Annotated in this window: 13 protein-coding genes and 1 pseudogene; 7 read left to right on the forward strand and 7 right to left on the reverse strand. The window is 72.0% G+C overall.

Features of this window, described 5'->3' with window-relative positions; translation table 11 throughout:
- The first annotated feature begins 2 nt into the window (after positions 1–2).
- Positions 3–2,105, forward strand: coding sequence for a sensor histidine kinase (locus ACFYUV_RS12650; protein ID WP_387668100.1), 2,103 nt, complete (start codon positions 3–5; stop codon positions 2,103–2,105).
- Here the strand turns inward: ACFYUV_RS12650 and ACFYUV_RS12655 are convergent.
- The 3 genes from ACFYUV_RS12655 to ACFYUV_RS12665 are packed head-to-tail and all read right to left on the reverse strand — an operon-like array spanning position 2,046 to position 4,756.
- Positions 2,046–2,654, reverse strand: a complete 609-nt coding sequence (locus ACFYUV_RS12655; RefSeq protein ID WP_358283350.1) for a response regulator transcription factor — start codon at positions 2,652–2,654, stop codon at positions 2,046–2,048. The genes ACFYUV_RS12650 and ACFYUV_RS12655 overlap by 60 nt on opposite strands.
- A gap of 12 nt (positions 2,655–2,666) precedes the next feature.
- On the reverse strand, positions 2,667–3,785 hold the full coding sequence (locus tag ACFYUV_RS12660) for a glycosyltransferase (protein ID WP_387668103.1): 1,119 nt from the start codon (positions 3,783–3,785) through the stop codon (positions 2,667–2,669).
- Positions 3,782–4,756 carry a glucosyl-3-phosphoglycerate synthase gene (locus ACFYUV_RS12665; RefSeq protein ID WP_387668105.1) on the reverse strand — a complete coding sequence of 325 codons (975 nt, stop codon included), beginning with the start codon at positions 4,754–4,756 and terminating at the stop codon, positions 3,782–3,784. Before ACFYUV_RS12665 ends, ACFYUV_RS12660 begins: the two co-directional genes overlap by 4 nt.
- A gap of 98 nt (positions 4,757–4,854) precedes the next feature.
- Between ACFYUV_RS12665 and ACFYUV_RS12670 the strand changes: the two genes are divergently transcribed.
- Together ACFYUV_RS12670 and ACFYUV_RS12675 are read left to right on the forward strand one after the other, a co-directional pair.
- Positions 4,855–5,805 (forward strand): Gfo/Idh/MocA family oxidoreductase, encoded by a 951-nt coding sequence (locus ACFYUV_RS12670; protein WP_358283344.1) that lies wholly within the window; start codon positions 4,855–4,857, stop codon positions 5,803–5,805.
- Complete coding sequence (locus tag ACFYUV_RS12675; RefSeq protein WP_387668108.1) at positions 5,798–6,916, forward strand: zinc-binding dehydrogenase; 1,119 nt, start codon at positions 5,798–5,800, stop codon at positions 6,914–6,916. Before ACFYUV_RS12670 ends, ACFYUV_RS12675 begins: the two co-directional genes overlap by 8 nt.
- Before the next feature lie 9 nt (positions 6,917–6,925).
- Here ACFYUV_RS12675 and ACFYUV_RS12680 read toward each other — a convergent pair.
- The 3 genes and pseudogenes from ACFYUV_RS12680 to ACFYUV_RS12690 all read right to left on the reverse strand — a co-directional run.
- A pseudogene (locus ACFYUV_RS12680) lies at positions 6,926–8,170 on the reverse strand (hypothetical protein); the annotation flags it as partial.
- The gene (locus tag ACFYUV_RS12685; RefSeq protein ID WP_358283340.1) at positions 8,101–8,886 is read right to left on the reverse strand and encodes a sugar phosphate isomerase/epimerase family protein; all 786 of its coding nucleotides are present in this window, start codon (positions 8,884–8,886) and stop codon (positions 8,101–8,103) included. The pseudogene ACFYUV_RS12680 and the gene ACFYUV_RS12685, both read right to left, overlap by 70 nt.
- On the reverse strand, positions 8,883–9,917 hold the full coding sequence (locus tag ACFYUV_RS12690) for a zinc-binding dehydrogenase (protein WP_358283338.1): 1,035 nt from the start codon (positions 9,915–9,917) through the stop codon (positions 8,883–8,885). The genes ACFYUV_RS12685 and ACFYUV_RS12690 overlap by 4 nt, the downstream gene beginning before the upstream one ends.
- A gap of 448 nt (positions 9,918–10,365) precedes the next feature.
- Between ACFYUV_RS12690 and ACFYUV_RS12695 the strand changes: the two genes are divergently transcribed.
- From ACFYUV_RS12695 to ACFYUV_RS12710, 4 genes are read left to right on the forward strand one after another with little or no spacing between them, the layout of a single operon-like run.
- Positions 10,366–11,736, forward strand: a complete 1,371-nt coding sequence (locus tag ACFYUV_RS12695) for an ABC transporter substrate-binding protein (RefSeq protein WP_387668111.1) — start codon at positions 10,366–10,368, stop codon at positions 11,734–11,736.
- Positions 11,733–12,647, forward strand: coding sequence for a carbohydrate ABC transporter permease (locus ACFYUV_RS12700; RefSeq protein ID WP_387668114.1), 915 nt, complete (start codon positions 11,733–11,735; stop codon positions 12,645–12,647). Before ACFYUV_RS12695 ends, ACFYUV_RS12700 begins: the two co-directional genes overlap by 4 nt.
- The gene (locus tag ACFYUV_RS12705) at positions 12,634–13,479 is read left to right on the forward strand and encodes a carbohydrate ABC transporter permease (protein WP_387668117.1); all 846 of its coding nucleotides are present in this window, start codon (positions 12,634–12,636) and stop codon (positions 13,477–13,479) included. Before ACFYUV_RS12700 ends, ACFYUV_RS12705 begins: the two co-directional genes overlap by 14 nt.
- A gap of 2 nt (positions 13,480–13,481) precedes the next feature.
- The gene (locus tag ACFYUV_RS12710) at positions 13,482–14,627 is read left to right on the forward strand and encodes an ROK family transcriptional regulator (RefSeq protein WP_387668120.1); all 1,146 of its coding nucleotides are present in this window, start codon (positions 13,482–13,484) and stop codon (positions 14,625–14,627) included.
- Here the strand turns inward: ACFYUV_RS12710 and ACFYUV_RS12715 are convergent, their stop codons facing one another.
- Positions 14,628–15,353: a helical backbone metal receptor gene (locus ACFYUV_RS12715; protein ID WP_387668122.1), complete on the reverse strand. Its 726-nt coding sequence runs from the start codon at positions 15,351–15,353 to the stop codon at positions 14,628–14,630. It abuts the gene before it with no gap.
- Between the last annotated feature and the right edge of the window lie 54 nt (positions 15,354–15,407).

Below are 15,407 nucleotides of genomic sequence, written 5' to 3' on the forward strand. Positions count from 1 at the left end.
GCGTGCGTGTCGCCCGATTGATCGTCGTCGTGGTGCTGGCCTCGCTGGCCGGCGTCTACGTGGTGGCCGGCGCCTGGGGGGCGCTGCCGGTGCTGGCCGTGCAGTGCGCCTTCACGCTGCGGGCCAGGAAGGGGTGGCTGCTCGCCGTCCAGGGCGTGCTGGTCTACGCGGTGACGCTGGGGCAGGGCGCGTCCGTCGCGATCCTGGGCTTCCTCGCCGGGTCGCTGCTGGTGACGCGCTGGTGGGCGCTGGCGCCCGCGGTGGCCTTCAGCGGCGTCGTGATCCACCACTGGCGCAACGCGGGCGACGCGGTCTCCACGACGGACCTCGCGATCACCACGGTGCTGGTGTCGCTGGTCGTGTTCGGCCTGATCCGGCTGGTCGAGCGGGTGGCCGAGATGGAGGCCACCCGTCCCGCGCTGGCCGCGGCGGCGGTGGCCGAGGAGCGGCTGCGCATCGCCGCGGAGCTGAGCGACGGCCTCGGCCGCGGCCTGGCCACGATCGGCGCGGGCGCGCGGCGGGCGCTGGCCGCGCCGTGGGACGCGGCCGGAACGCTCGGCGAGGTGGTCGCGACGGCACGGCTGTCGCTGGCGGAGGCGCGCGCCGCGGCGGCCGGCTACCGCGCGATGTCCCTGGCCCCCGAGCTGACCACCGCCCGCGCCCTGCTGGAGGCGGCCGGCGTCGGCGTGGAGGTGCGCGCCGCCCACACCGAGCCGCTGGGCCCGGCGGGCGCGCTGCTCGCCTCGGTGCTGCGCGAGGCGGTCACGGACGTCGCCCGCCGCGGCACCGCCACGGTGTGCGTGATCGAGACCTGGGAGGAGCCGGAACGAGCCCAGGTGCACCTGCGCGTGGCCGACGACGGCCGCCGCACGGCCGAGGACGACGACGCCGGCGGGCTCGCCGGCCCGGCGGAGCTCACCCGCCAGGTGGCGGCGGCGGGCGGCACGCTCACCCGCGGCCTGTCCGGCCGGGGCCGGTACACGGTGGAGGCCGTGCTGCCCGCCCCGCGCCCGCCCGCGGCGGCCCGGCGCGAGCCGCCCGACGTCTCGGTGGTCCTGCTGGCCGCCGTGCTGGTCGGGTTCAGCGTCAAGGCGCTGCTGCAGATCCCGGCCGGGCTGCTGGTCCCCGCGGCCGCGGCGCTGGCCGTGATCGTCGTCATGCAGCTGCGCTCGGTCGCCGGCCGCCACATGGTGGCGCTGGGGGTGATGGCGGCGCTCACCTTCGCCCCGATCCCGGTGTTCGGGCCGATCTGGCTGGGGACGGCGGGCTTCCTCGCCGGTCCGGTGCTGCTCGCCTTCCGCCCGCGGACGGCCTGGCCCCTGACGGCCGCGATCCTGGCCGCGGTCTGGACGGTCGCCTCCCTGTACGAGCTGCCCGGCCGCGTCAACATCACGGTGAGCACGCTCACCACCGGCGTGGTGGTCTACAGCCTCCTGCGCCTGGCCCAGCTGGCCAAGGAGCTGCACGCGGCCAGGGAGAGCCTGGCGCGTTCGGCCGTCGTCGAGGAGCGCCTGCGGGCCGCCCGCGACCTGCACGACCTGCTCGGCCACAGCCTGGCCGCCATCCTGCTCACCTGCGAGCTGGCCCGCCGCCTGCCCGACCCCGTCCGGGAGCTGGAGAACGTCGTCACCATGGCCGAGCACGCCCAGGACGACCTGCGCTCGGTCACCGGCGAGCAGCGCGAGCTGTCCTTCGCCGCCGAGGCCGAGTCGGCAGGCAAGGTGCTGGCGGCGGCCGGGGTCGAGGTCACCCTGCGGCTCGCGCACCCCGAGCTGCCGGCCGAGGTCGAGACCGTGCTCAGCACCGTGCTGCGCGAGGCCGTGACGAACGTCCTGCGCCACAGCGCCGCGCGGGCCTGCGTGATCTCCACCTCCGTGGCCGGCGGCGAGGTCGGGCTGCTCGTCCGCAACGACGGCGCGGGCACGGCGGCCGCCCGTCGCGGCTCGTCCGGGCTGGGCAACCTCACCACCCGCCTGGCCACGCTGGGCGGCCGGCTCACGACCGCCGCCGTGGACGGCTGGTTCCGGCTCGACGCGCGGGCCCCGCTAGATCCAGCCGGCCTCGGTGGCGATGCGCACGGCGTCGGTGCGGTTGCGCGCGTTTAGCTTGGCCACGATGGCCGTCAGGTAGTTGCGCACGGTCCCGGCGGTCAGGTGCAGCCGCCGGGCGATGTCGGGGGCCTCGGCGCCGCCCGCCACCAGCCGCAGCACGTCGGCCTCGCGCGGCGTGAGCGGGTTGTCGGCCAGGTCCCAGGCGGTGACCGCGAGCGACGGGTCGAGCACCCGGCCGCCCCGGGTGACCTCCCTGATCGCCGCGACCAGGTCCTCCGGCGGCGCGGTCTTCAGCAGGAAGCCGTCCACCTGGGCGGTCAGGGCCCGCTTGAGATGGCCGGGTTTGCCGTAGGCGGTGAGCATGAGCGTGCGGCACGAGGGCACCCTGGCCCGGATCTCCGCCGCGGCGGCCAGCCCGTCGAGGGTGCCGGGCATGTCGATGTCCAGCACGGCCACGTCCGGCCGGTGCGCGGCGGCCGACGCCAGGGCCGCGTCACCGGACTCGACCGCGGCCACGATCTCGAAGTCGGCCTCCAGGCCGAGCAGGGTCGCGAGCGCGTGCCTGATCACGGCCTGGTCCTCGGCCAGAAGTACGCGAATCATCGGACATGTCTATCAGTCGGCGCGCAGCACCCGGTCGTACAGGTCCAGGTAGCGGTCGGCCATCACGCCGGGCGAGAAGCGGCGCATGGCCTCGCGGCGGCACTCCTCCGGATCGATCTCGTCCACCCGCTGGACGTACTCGGCCAGCTCCTCCTCGGTGTCGGCGAGGAAGCCGGTGCGGCCGTGATCGATGATCTCGGGCAGGCAGCCGCGGCGCAGGCCCACCGGCGGCACCCCGAGCGCCAGGGCCTCGACGACCGCCGTGCCGCCCGGCTCGTCCCACTGGATGGGGAAGAGCGCGGCACGGGCCGAGGCGTACAGCTCGTCCCTTTCCTGGCCGCCGACCGCGCCGACCCACCTGACCAGGTCGCCGTCGAGGTAGCGGGACACCTGGTCGAGGTGGTAGCGCACGTCGGGGTGGCTGTGCAGCGGGTGGTAGGGGTCCTGCAGGACGACGTCCAGCTCGGCCTGGCTGTCCCGGCCGCAGACCGGGCCGGCCACGACCAGCGGCAGGCCGAGTTTCTGGCAGATCCGGGCGGCCACGTGCTGGCCCTTGAGCCCGCAGATCCGTCCCATGATCACCAGATGCTCGCCGCGCTCGGCTCGGACGTCCTGGCCGGCCAGCGGCGTGGCCAGGTGGACGGCGCCCAGCGAGGCCGCGCGCAGAGCCTCGGGCGCGCGGGCGAGCTGCGAGTCCGACACCCCGTTGACCGCGATCGAGCGCGGGAAGGCGCCGTAGAACGCCGGGTGTTTGCGCAGGTCCCAGTGGAGGGTGTGGAGGACCGGCGGCCCGCCCAGCGCGGCCAGCACCGCCGGCCCGACGACCTCCACGTGGTCGTGCACGAGGTCGATGTCGTCGCGGCCGCGCAGCTCGGCGGCCACCCGCGCCTGGTGCGCGTGCGCGATCCCCATGACCTGGTTGTACGGCTTCTGCAACTCCGCGAACTGGCCCTCGTCGTAGACGGCGATCAGCTCGTCGGCCTCCAGCGTGCTCGACGCCACGGAGGCCAGCACGACCTCGACACCGCGTTCGCGCAGCGCGGGGACCAGGGTGGCGACCACGTTCTCGATTCCGCCGTAGCCGGGCGGCGGGACCGCCAGCCACGGTCCCGCGTTGATCAGCACCTTCACGCGACGTCCTCCTCCAGCATGAGCGAGGCGAGCGGCGGCCGTTCCGCCACTCCCACGTCCACCAGGCCGGCCCGCCCGTCGAGGCCGAACTGCAGCAGCGTGTGAGCCGGGGGCACCGACGACGCCACGCGGCCCTGGCGTTCCAGCCGGGACCACGCGGTGAGCATGATCTGCCCGGCCATCCGGCCGAGCGCGTGCACGGACTGGTGGCCGTGCGCGCGGGAGCCCAGGTCCACCTGGGCCATCGCGTCGAGTCCCACCAGTTGGAGGAGGTCGACGAGGAGGCCGAACTCCACGCCGTACTCGGTGACGAAGGGGACCTGTTCCAGCACGTCGCGCCGGGCGGCGTACTCGCCGCCGAGGGGTTGGCGAAAGCCCGCCAGCTCCGGCCAGAACAGGTTGAGCAGGGGCCTGGCCACCAGCTCGGTGACCCGGCCGCCCGCGCCGCGCCGGGGCACGCCGTCCTCGCCCGTGAAGGGCCGTTCGTACGTGGCCTTGACGAAATGGGTGCCCGGGTTCACCAGCAGCGGACCGACCAGCCCCGACACGAAGTGCGCGCCGAAGTTGAGCAGGTCCGAGTCGACGAAGGCGACGATGTCGCCGTGGGAGGCGGCCAGGCCCTTCCACAGCGCCTCCCCCTTGCCCGACAGGCGCGGCAGGTGGGGCAGCACCTCGTTCTGCGCCACGACGCGCGCGCCCGCCGCGCGTGCCCGTTCCGCCGTCGCGTCGGTGGAGTCGGAGTCGACGACGAGGATCTCGTCGACGAGTGGCGCCTGCTCCACCAGTTCACGTCTGATCACGGTGACGATGTCCCCGACCGTGCGCTCTTCGTCGCGCGCCGGCAGGACGACGCTCACCGTTGTGTTGCCCTTGGCCTCGATTAAGGCATCCACCGGCCATTCCGCGGCCGTACTGGAATGCGGGCCGCACCACTCCTGGGCCCTGGCAAAGGCTCGCACATCTGTCTCCATGCAGTCAGCCCCATCTCATAGGGGCACGACCCCTGCCCGATCTATGCGCCTTCGAACATCCTTGTTTGTTAACCCCTAGACGTGGCATATGTCGGGTTGTGTCCCCAATTACCCGTGTCGGCATCATTGGTGCCGGAAATGTCGCCGCTCGCCACGCAGATGTCCTGTCCGGCTTCCCCGATGTGACGATTGCCGGGGTGGCCGACACCGATCTCCACAAGGCTGAGGCGTTGGCCTCCGCGCACGGCGCCCCCGCCTACGGCGACCATGCCGGCCTGCTGGAGGCCGGCGGTCTCGACGCTGTCTACGTCTGTGTGCCTCCTTTCGCGCACGGTAACCCCGAATACGACGTCTTGTCGTGCAATCTCCCGATTTTTGTGGAAAAACCCCTTTCTCTCGACCTCAAAACCGCAGAAAACATCGCAGCCGAAATCGACCGGCGCGGGCTGCCGTCCGCCGTCGGCCACCACTGGCGCTACCTCGACATCGTCGACCGGGCCCGAGAACGGCTCGACGGCCGTCCCGTGCAGCTCGCGCTCGGGCACTGGCTGGACAAGGTCCCGCCGGTCGGCTGGTGGCTGAAGGCGAGCATGTCGGGCGGCCAGATCCTGGAGCAGGCGGTCCACGTCCTGGACCTGGCCAGGCTGCTGGTGGGCGAGGTGTCGATGGTGCACGCCGTACCGGCCGGGAACGCGGTGGACGGCGAGATCGACCGGGCCACGTCGGCCGTCATGAGCTTCGCGGGCGGCGCGACCGGCCTGCTGGCCACCTCCTGCCTGCTGCGCCACAAGCACCGGGTGGGGCTGGAGGTGTGCGCCGACGGCATCGCGCTGGAGCTCAGCGAGACCCGGCTGCTCGTGGACGGCGAGGAGGCCGTCGAGGACGGCGGGCACGCCAAGACCCTCGTGGACCGCGCGTTCATCGACGCGGTGCGCGGGAAGGACGCCGACGTGCGCGCGCCGTACGGCGAAGCCCTGCGAACCCACCGCCTGGCCGTCGCGCTGGCGCGCTCCGCGGCGGAACGGAGGCCGGTGATGCTGGATGACTGAGGCGACGAGCACGATCCTGAGCATCGAGGCGCCCGGCGAGGTGCGCCTGGTCGAGGAGAAGCTGGCCGGCCTGCCCGACGGCGGTTTCATGGTCGCCACCACGCACAGCGGCGTCTCGGCGGGCACCGAGCTGACCTATCTCAAGGGCGCCAACCCCTACCTCACCTCGGCCTGGGACCCGGCGCTCGGGCTGTTCCTGCCGGGCACGCCGTCGGTGGCGTACCCGGTGCGCGGCATCGGCTACATGCAGGTGGGCGTGGTCGCCGAGACCCGCACGCGGGCCGTGGCCGAGGGCGCGCGGGTCGCCATGGCCTACGGCCACCGCACGGCGTACGTGGCCGACCCGATGGCCGACCGGTTCGTCGTGCTGCCCGGCGACCTCGACCCGCTGCTCGGCATCTATGTCGCCCACATGGGCCCGATCTGCGCCAACGGCCTGCTGCACGCGGCCGCCGACCTGCACGGCCCGGCCGTCCAGCACCTGGGCGACGGCGTGCGCGGCCGCCGCGTCGCGGTGGTCGGGGCGGGCGTGGTGGGGCTGCTGACCGCGTCCTTCGCCCTGTCCTGCGGGGCCGCCGAGGTGGTGGTCGTGGACGAGACCCGGGCCAGGCTCGCGGTGGCCGAGGCGATCGGCACGCAGGTCCTGGCCGAGCCCGACGACGACCCGGCGGTGACGCTGAAGCGCCGCTGGCGGCACGCCCCGAACGACCGCGGCGCGGACCTGGTCTTCCAGTGCCGCGGTCAACCGCGGGCGCTGGCCCTGGGGCTGCGGCTGCTGCGCCCGCAGGGCACGCTGATCGATATGGCGTTCTACACCCAGGGCGCCGACGAGGTGCGGCTCGGCGAGGAGTTCCACCACAACGGGCTGGCGCTGCGCTGCGCCCAGATCGGCCGGGTGCCGCGCGGCCTCGCGCACGCCTGGGACCGGGAACGCCTGTCGCACGAGACGATCGGCCTGCTCAGGGAGCGCGGGAGGCTGCTACGCGAGCACCTGGTCACCGACGTCGTCGGCTTCGGGGAGGCCCCCGAACTTCTGACCGATCTCGCGGCCCGACGGCGGCAGGCCGTCCAGGCCGTGCTCAGCCACGACGTCGAGGATGAGGGCCGCTGACCAGCTGAAGTCCCGGCACCCGTGGCCGCGCAGCGTGAACGGGTTGAAGTACTCGCGGAAGCCGGAGTGGGCGACGGCGTGGATCATGCCCTCGGCCAGCAGGTCGGCCAGGTCGGGACGGCGGTCCCGGAGCCCCTGCCAGACCAGCCAGGTCAGGTTGATCCAGCTCGGCCCGCGCCAGTAGCGGGCCGGGTCGAACTCGGCCGTGGCCGGGGCGTGGCTGGGCAGCACGCCGTCCTTGAGCGAGAACTTGTCCAGGGCCGTGCCGATCAGCGCCTCGGCGATCTCCGGCGGCAGCCCCGGGAGCATGAGCGGCACCAGGCCGGCCGCGCTGCCCGAGCGGATCAGCCGGCCGGTGCGCAGGTCGCGGGGGCGGAAGTGGCCGTCCTGGTAGAGGTGGTCGACCATGGCGGCGGTGACGGCGGCGGCCTCGCGCCGGTGGGGGCCGGGGTCGTGGCCGCACACCTGCGCGATCTCGGCGAGCGCCGACTCGGCCACGCCGTACGCGGCGTTGAACAGCGGGTCCTCGATCTCGAACGAGCCGGCCCGCCGGTAGCCGCTGTCGCGGTAGGCGCCGGCCAGGGCGACGTACCGCTCGTAGTCGCGGTCGGTGGGGCGCTCGTCGGCGCTGACGGTGTTGAGGTCCCGGCGGACGAAGCCCGTCGCGCCGGTCTCGACCGCCCGCAGCGGAAGGTCCCAGGCCGGGCTGTTGTCCATGCCCGACTCCCACGGGTGGACGATCGAGATCAGGCCCTCGGGCGAGCGGCGGGAGGCGCGCAGGAACTCCTGCTGGGCGACGAGCTTGGGATAGATCCTGGCCAGGAACGCCGGGTCGGGCTCGGCCTGGTGCACCTTCCAGGCGGCCAGCGCGTGCACGGGCGGCTGCACGATGCCGGAGGTCGCCGAGCCGGACGGCGCTCGGGCGCCCCAGAACTGCGGGCCGGGGAAGTAGGCGCCCTCGGGCACGACGGGGTTGAACACGATGTGCGGCACCCGGCCGTCGGCCCACTGGGCGCCGAACAGCGACAGCAGCTCCGCCCTGGCCCGCCGCGGTGACCAGCGGGCGTTGCCGATCGCGATGAAGGCGGAGTCCCAGCTCCACTGGTGGGGGTACAGACGACGGGAGGGAACCGTGTGGCTGCCGTCCCAGTTGGCGACGAGCACGCGTACGGCGTCGCGGAGGATCATAGGAATTTCCTGATGAAGGCCGCCGTCTGCGGGAGCACGATCTCGGGCTCGCCCCGCAGCCGGCATTCGAGGGCGAGGTAGCCGTCGAAGCCGACGGCGTCGAGCGTGGCGAGCTGCGCGCCCCAGTCGAGGTGACCGGTGCCGGGCTGGTTCCTGTTGGACTCGCTGATCTGCATGTGCGCGAGGTACGGGGCCGCCTCCGCCAGGGCCCGGCAGGGGTCGTCCTCCTCGATGTTCATGTGGTAGGTGTCGCCGACGATCCTGATCGAGTCCATCGAGCAGTACGAGACCGCGTCGGCCAGCGTGTTGACCATGTGGTTCTCGTACCGGTTGAGGGGTTCGAGCATGATCAGCACGCCGTTGCGCTGGGCGTGCTCGCCGAGGATGCCGAGCGCTTCGGCCAGCACCTCCCGGTCGTCCGCGGCGGTGCGCGGCGGCTCGAACGGCGGCAGCCGGAGCGAGAACTGGCCCCACGAGGCCGGGGTCATGACGCCGATGCCGCCCAGCTCGGCGATCACCGTGAGCTGCGACCTGAGCTGCTGGATGGCGTCCTTGCGCTTGGCCGGGTCGAAGTCGCCGATGAAGTGCGGCATCTCGACGCACACCGTCGGCATCACGACGCCGTCGGCCAGCGCCCGCTTGAGCTCGGTCAGCCGGCCGGCGAAGTGGAAGTCGCCCTTCCCCCTCAGCTCGATCGCGTCGAACCCGGCCTCCACCGCGAACGCGAACTTCTCCTGCAGGCTGCGGCCGGGCAGAAGCTGCTCCTGGGCGGCGAGCTTCATCGTGACTCCTCGAAGGTGAAGACGAGCTGGAGCACCTCGGACTGGTGCTTGTCGATCAGGTCGAACGCCTCGGCCGCCTGCTCGACCGGCACGAGGTGGGTGACCAGGTCGCCGACCTCGACCTCGCCCCGGTGCACGAGCTCCATGAACGTGCGCTGGAGGCGTTCGACGTCCCAGCGGTGGGCCAGCCAGGAGGCGACGCCGCCGATCTGGGAGGAGACGAGCTGCACCTGGTTGTGGTGGAACTCCTCGCCCAGCCGCAGCCCGATGCCGTCGCCCTGGTAGAAGCCGGCCGCCACGACCCGGCCGCCCTTGCGCACGCTCCTGATGGCCTCTTGCAGGCCCAGGTGGTTGCCGCTGAGCTCGATCGCGGTGTCGGCGCCCTCGATGCGCTTGCGCAGGAACTCGGCGACCGAGCCCGACCGCACGTCGAACGTCTCGGCGGCGCCGAACTTCCTGGCGAGTTCGAGCCGGTCGGGGATGGCGTCGGCGGCCACCACCCGGGCGCCGCTGAGCACCGCCATGCGGGTGGCGAGCAGGCCGATGACGCCCTGGCCGAAGATCGCGACCTGGTCGCCCAGGTGCACGTCGGCGGCGTGGACGGCGTTGAGCGCGATGGCGCCGACCCGGGCGAAGACGCCCGCGACGGGGTCGGCCCCCGGCGGCAGGATGTGCCCGGCCAGCTTCTCGGCGGGGACGACGGCCTCGGCGCGGTGGCCCCAGATGCCCCACACGAGGCTGCCGACGGGCGGCTCGGCGACGTCGGGGGCCGCCTCCACCACCTCGCCGACCTCCTGATAGCCCCAGCCGGACAGGGGGTAGGCGTGCGTCTGGCCTTCGAGGAAGAGCCGGCGCTCGGTGTCCCACTTACGGGTGAGGTAGGGATTGGTGCCGCGATATGCGGTCAGCTCGGTGCCCGCGGAGACCCCGGAATAGAGGGTCCGCACCCGGACGGAGCCCGGCACGAGTTCGGCGGGCGACTCCAGGCTGACGCTGACACGGCCTGGCTCTTGGAAGGTGATGACGCGCATACCCCACACTTACGCTTTTTGATCAATCAAAAGTCAGAGATTTAGTGTTTGTTTGCACACCATAGTTGCGCTCGAAACACTCGTAAGTCTACGACTTCCGTCGATCGCGGCCGATGGAATCCAGGTTTCCGGTAGGGCGCGTTCTGGAAAGAGACCTTACCGACATGTCACGCCCCGTCTGTCCACCTGATCCGGAAGCGCCAGAAGTGCTTGCCCGGGCAGCAGCCGGATGACCGAAATGACATCAGACCAGATCGTTTCGAGGTGGGCGTCCGTGATCGGTTCTGGGGAAGATTTGCCGGAACGCCGAGCAACCTTTTACCGAAGCCCTGGTGACGTGCGGCGGCGGCACGGCGAGAGAACGGACCGGTCTCGTTCTCGCCTACGCCAGGTGCCTGCCCCTTATCTACGGGTAAGTGCGGCATATCCCCAACCAGAGGAGCGTGCCATGCCGAACCGGGTCACCGCCGTCCTCTCCGTCGCACTGCTGGCCTCGGCCGCCCTCACGGCCTGCGGCGACGGCGGCGAGCAGCAGTCCGGCGCGAACCAGATCACCGTCTGGACCGAGGAGAACCTCGGCGACCGGATGGCCGTGCAGAACCAGATCATCGCCGAGTTCACCAGGAAGACCGGGATCAAGGTGAAGCTGGTCGGCGTCGGGGAGGACCAGTTCAGCCAGACCGTGACGGCCGCCGCCGCCGCGGACGACCTCCCCGACGTCATCGGCGCGCTGCCGCTGGCCTCCGTCCGCGAGCTGGAGGCCAACGACCTGCTGGACACCGAGACGCCGGGCCGGATCGTGGACGGGCTCGGCAGGGACTCCTTCTCGCCGCGCGCGCTCGAACTGGACTCCTCGGGCGGCAGGCTGCTGGCCGTGCCCAGCGACGGGTGGGCGCAGCTCCTGCTCTACCGCAAGGACCTGTTCGACAAGGCCGGGCTGGCGCCGCCGGACACCTACGAGGCGCTGGAGGCGGCGGCGGCGAAGCTGAACGCGGGTGGGGTGGCGGGCATCACGCTGGCGATCGCGCCCAAGGACTCCTTCACCGCGCAGAGCTTCGAGCACGTGGCGCTGGCGAACGGCTGCCAACTAGTCGACAATTCCGGAAATGTCACGCTAGACAGCCCACAGTGCGTGAAAGCCTTCGATTTCTACGCAAAGCTGGCGAAGAACTACTCGGTCAAGGGCAAGCAGGACGTCGACTCCACCAGGGCCACGTACTTCTCCGGGAAGGCGGCCATGATGATCTGGTCGTCGTTCATCCTCGACGAGCTGGCGGGGCTGCGTAAGGACGCGCTGCCGAGCTGCGCCGAGTGCCGCGCCGACCCCGAGTGGCTGGCGAAGAACACCGGCGTGGTCACCGCGCTGAAGGGCCCCGGCGCGAGCGCGCCCGCCCAGTACGGCGAGATCGTCTCCTGGGCGGTGCTGCGCGGCGCCGCCGCCGATCCGGCCGCCAAGTTCGTCAGGTACATGATGGACGAGGGCTACGAGCGCTGGATCGGGATGGCGCCCGAGGGCAAGTTCCCCACCCGCAAGGGCTTCGCCGACACGTGGAAGAAGCTGCCCGCGGGCGTGGACGCCAAGAAGCCGCTGTCGGAGGTCTACCCGGCCGACGTGCTGGACGCGCTGCGCAAGAGCCCCGACACCTTCGCCCGCTGGGGCATCCCGCAGGGCCAGGGCAAGCTGGTCGGCGCCACGATGGGCGAGCTGCCCGTGCCCAAGGCCCTCAGCCAGGTGGCCGACGGCTCGCTGACCCCGCAGGCCGCCGCCGTCCAGGCCAAGAAGGACGTGGAGACCATCAAGCGCGGGATCCGGCAATGAGCGCACCCCGCACCCTGCGGCAGCGGGAAGGGCGGGCCGGGCTGGCGTTGATCTCGCCCACGCTGGTCATCACGCTGGTCGTGGTGGTGCTGCCGCTGCTGTGGGCGATCATGCTGGCCTTCCAGGACGTCCGGCTGATCAACATCCGCCGGGCCGGCGTCTTCGGGCACTACACGCTGGAGAACTTCACGTACGTGATGTCCGAGCCGGGCTTCTGGGCGTCGCTGGTCAACACCCTGATCTACACGGTGGCCGGCACGGCGTTGTCGATCGCGATCGGCCTGGTGACCGCGCTCGCCCTGCGTGACCGGTTCCCCGGCCGCACCCTGGTCAGGGCCTCGATCCTCATCCCGTACGTGGCGCCGGTGGTGGCCGTGGCCTTCCTGTGGGAGACCATGCTGAACCCCCAGTACGGCATCGTGAACACCTGGCTGAAGGAGCCGATCGCCTTCCTCACCCAGGCCCAGGGCGACTTCCTGGGGCTGAAGGTGCCGGTCGCGCTGCTCACGGTGATCGCGTTCGAGGCGTGGCGGTACTTCCCGTTCGCGTTCCTGTTCATCCTGGCCCGGCTGCAGGCGCTGCCGGCCGAGCTGGAGGAGGCCGCGGTCGTGGACGGCGCCACCCCCACCCAGCGCTTCCGGCACGTGATCATGCCGCAGCTCTGGCGCATCGTGGCGCTGCTGGCGGTGCTGCGGTTCGTGTTCACCTTCACCAAGTTCGACGACGTCTACCTGCTGACCGGCGGCGGCGCCGGCACCGAGGTGGTCAGCGTGCGCGTCTACAACTTCCTGACCGCCCGCGACGACATCGGCGCCTCGGCCGCGCAGGCGATCGTGCTGGCCGTCGTCCTCGTCGTCCTGCTGGCCGTGTACCTGCGCTTCTTCTCGGGAGGCGACCGTGAGCAGGGATAGGTTCGAGCGCGCGCTGTTCGCGGCGCTGCGGCCCGTGGTCATCGTGTTCCTCTTCGCCGTCACCGGGCTGCCGTTCCTGTACATGGTGACGCTGTCCGTACGGGACATCCAGGAGCTCATCCTGGAGCCCGGCTCGGTGTGGCCGCGGCACTTCACCCTGGACACGTACGTGAACGTGCTGACCACGCAGGGGTTCCTCACGTTCATCAGGAACAGCGCGGTCGTGGCGGTCGCCTCGGTGGCCGCCACGCTGCTGATCTCGATCCCCGGCGCCTACGCCGTCGCGCGGCTGCGCTTCTTCGGCCGGCGGCAGGTGCACTTCCTGTTCCTCGCCGTCTACCTGTTCCCGGCGATCGTGCTGGCCATCCCCCTGTTCGTGCTGTTCACCATGCTGGGCCTCAGGGGATCTCTGGCCGGGCTGATCCTGGTTTATATCGCGCAGACCGTGCCCGTCACGGTATACATGCTGCGCAACTACTTCGAGACCGTGCCGCAGAGCGTGGAGGAGGCGGCCGCGATCGACGGCTGCTCGCGGCTGTCGACCATCTGGCGGGTGGTGCTGCCACTGTCCAAGCCCGCGCTCATGGCAACCGGCCTCTACGCGTTCATGATCGCGTGGAACGAGTTCCTGTTCGCCCTGCTGTTCCTCGTGGAGCGGCGGGAGAGCTGGACGGTCTCCCTGGGGCTCTCTCAGCTGGCGGGGAGCATAGAGATCCCCACGACGGTGCTGATGGCAGGATCCGTGGTGCTGACGCTGCCCATCGTGATCGTGTTCTTCGCCAGTGAACGCCTGCTGACGGAGGGCCTCACGGCAGGAGCGGAGAAGGGATAGACATGCTGACGGCAGGGCAGGTCCTCCAGCTCATCCGCGATGGCTCCTGCCGTACCCGCAAAGACCTGATCGAGTTCACCGGCCTGTCCCGGTCGACCGTCACCGACCGGGTCGACCGGCTCATCGCCGCCGGCTACCTGCACGAGTCCGGCGTCGGCGCCTCGGGCGGCGGCCGGCCGCCCTCGGTGCTCGACGTCGACGCCGCCCGGCGGCTGATCCTCGTGGCCGACCTGGGCGCCACCCACGCCAGGGTGGCGCTCACCGACCTCGCCGCCCGTCCGATGGCCGAGGAACGCGCGGAGATGCGCATCGACCGCGGGCCCGAGCCCGTGCTGACGTGGGTGCGCGAGGCGTTCCAGCGCCTGCTGGACAGGGCCGGGCGGCCGGCGGGCGACGTGTGCGGCATCGGGCTCGACCTGCCCGGCTCGGTCGACCACACCGGCGGACGGGTGATCAGGTCGTTCCTGATGCCGGGCTGGGACGACCACCCGATCAGGGAGGCCGTCGGGCGCACGTACGACGTGCCCGTCCTGGTGGAGAACGACGCCAACGCGATGGCCCTCGGCGAGTGGTGGTCGTCCTGGCGGGAGACCGACTCGCTGATCCTGGTCAAGGTGTCCACCGGCATCGGCACCGGCATCGTCCTCGACGGGCGGATCTACCGGGGCGTCGAGGAGGCCGCGGGCAACATCGGGCACGTCCGCATCCGGGAGACCGACGACCGGGTGTGCACCTGCGGCTCGCGCGGCTGCGTGGCCTCCCTGGCCAGCGGGCACGCGCTCGCGGCCGACCTGGGCCGGGAGACCAGCCGCGACGTCGTGCGCCTGGTGCAGGCCGGCGACCCGGCGGCGATCGCGCGCGTCCAGGAGGCGGGCCGCACGCTCGGCGTGGTGCTGGCCACCGCGGTCAGCCTGCTCAACCCCGGCGTGCTGGTGCTGGCCGGGGACATGGCCCAGACGGAGGAGCACTACCTGACCGGGATCAGGGAGATCGTCTACCGGCGGAGCCTGCCGTACACGACGCGCAACCTGGAGATCGTCACCAGCAGGCTCGGCGACCGGGCCGGGATCGTGGGCATGGCGGTGATCGTGATGGAGCACGTGCTCTCCCCCGCGGCCGTGGACGCCGCCCTGGCCGCCGTCGGCTGATCAGGCCAGCGCGCGCGGCAGGGCGGTGGCGGCCTCGGTGAGCGAGGGGCCGTACCAGGTCAGCAGGCGGCCGCTGACCAGCGCGCAGTCCAGGCCGGGGAACGCCTCGGGGCCGTCGTCCGCGCTGAAGGCGTAGGGCTCGTCGGGCAGGACGACCAGGTCGGGGCGGTTGCCGGTCAGCTCGGGCAGGGGGATCTTCGGATAGCGGTCGGGGTGGGCGGCGTACAGGTTGTCCACGCCGAGGTGGCGCAGCACGTCCCCGGTGAAGGTGTCGCGGCCCACGACCATCCAGGGGCGGCGCCAGATCGGGACGATCGCGGTGCGGCGCGGGCCGTCCGCGGGGGCTCCCCACGCCCAGCGGGCCTCCGCCAGCCAGTCCGGGCGGTCCGTCCGGCAGGCGTGCGCGAACATGCGCTCCAGCGAGGCGAACGCCTGCTCCAGCGTCTCGATCCTGGTCACCCACACCGCCACGCCCGCCTCGCGCAGGGCCTCGACGTCGGGCGCGCGGTTCTCCTCGGCGTTGGCCAGGACGACGTCCGGGCGCAGGCGCAGGACGGCGTCGAGGTCGGGGTTCTTGGTGCCCCTGACCCGGGCCACGTCCAGGTCGGCCGGGTGCGTGCACCAGTCCGTCGCCCCGACCAGCGCCTCCGGGACGGTCGCCGCCACGGACTCGGTCAGCGACGGCACCAGCGACACGATCCGCCGGACGGTCTGGGGTACCTCCACAGGGATCCCTGTGTCATCGTGGACCACGGCACCACCTTAGGTTGCGTTTTCCTG

The sequence above is a fragment of the Nonomuraea sp. NPDC003560 genome (assembly GCF_042878785.1).
In the GTDB taxonomy this organism is placed as follows: domain Bacteria; phylum Actinomycetota; class Actinomycetes; order Streptosporangiales; family Streptosporangiaceae; genus Nonomuraea.

What these genes read in the sequence shown, in the direction of transcription:
- ACFYUV_RS12655 (WP_358283350.1), bottom strand. Translation starts at nt 2,654, where the DNA reads ATGATTCGCGTACTTCTGGCCGAGGACCAGGCCGTGATCAGGCACGCG.
- ACFYUV_RS12665 (WP_387668105.1), bottom strand. Translation starts at nt 4,756, where the DNA reads ATGGAGACAGATGTGCGAGCCTTTGCCAGGGCCCAGGAGTGGTGCGGC.
- ACFYUV_RS12675 (WP_387668108.1), top strand. Translation starts at nt 5,798, where the DNA reads ATGACTGAGGCGACGAGCACGATCCTGAGCATCGAGGCGCCCGGCGAG.
- ACFYUV_RS12685 (WP_358283340.1), bottom strand. Translation starts at nt 8,886, where the DNA reads ATGAAGCTCGCCGCCCAGGAGCAGCTTCTGCCCGGCCGCAGCCTGCAG.
- ACFYUV_RS12690 (WP_358283338.1), bottom strand. Translation starts at nt 9,917, where the DNA reads ATGCGCGTCATCACCTTCCAAGAGCCAGGCCGTGTCAGCGTCAGCCTG.
- ACFYUV_RS12695 (WP_387668111.1), top strand. Translation starts at nt 10,366, where the DNA reads ATGCCGAACCGGGTCACCGCCGTCCTCTCCGTCGCACTGCTGGCCTCG.
- ACFYUV_RS12700 (WP_387668114.1), top strand. Translation starts at nt 11,733, where the DNA reads ATGAGCGCACCCCGCACCCTGCGGCAGCGGGAAGGGCGGGCCGGGCTG.
- ACFYUV_RS12710 (WP_387668120.1), top strand. Translation starts at nt 13,482, where the DNA reads ATGCTGACGGCAGGGCAGGTCCTCCAGCTCATCCGCGATGGCTCCTGC.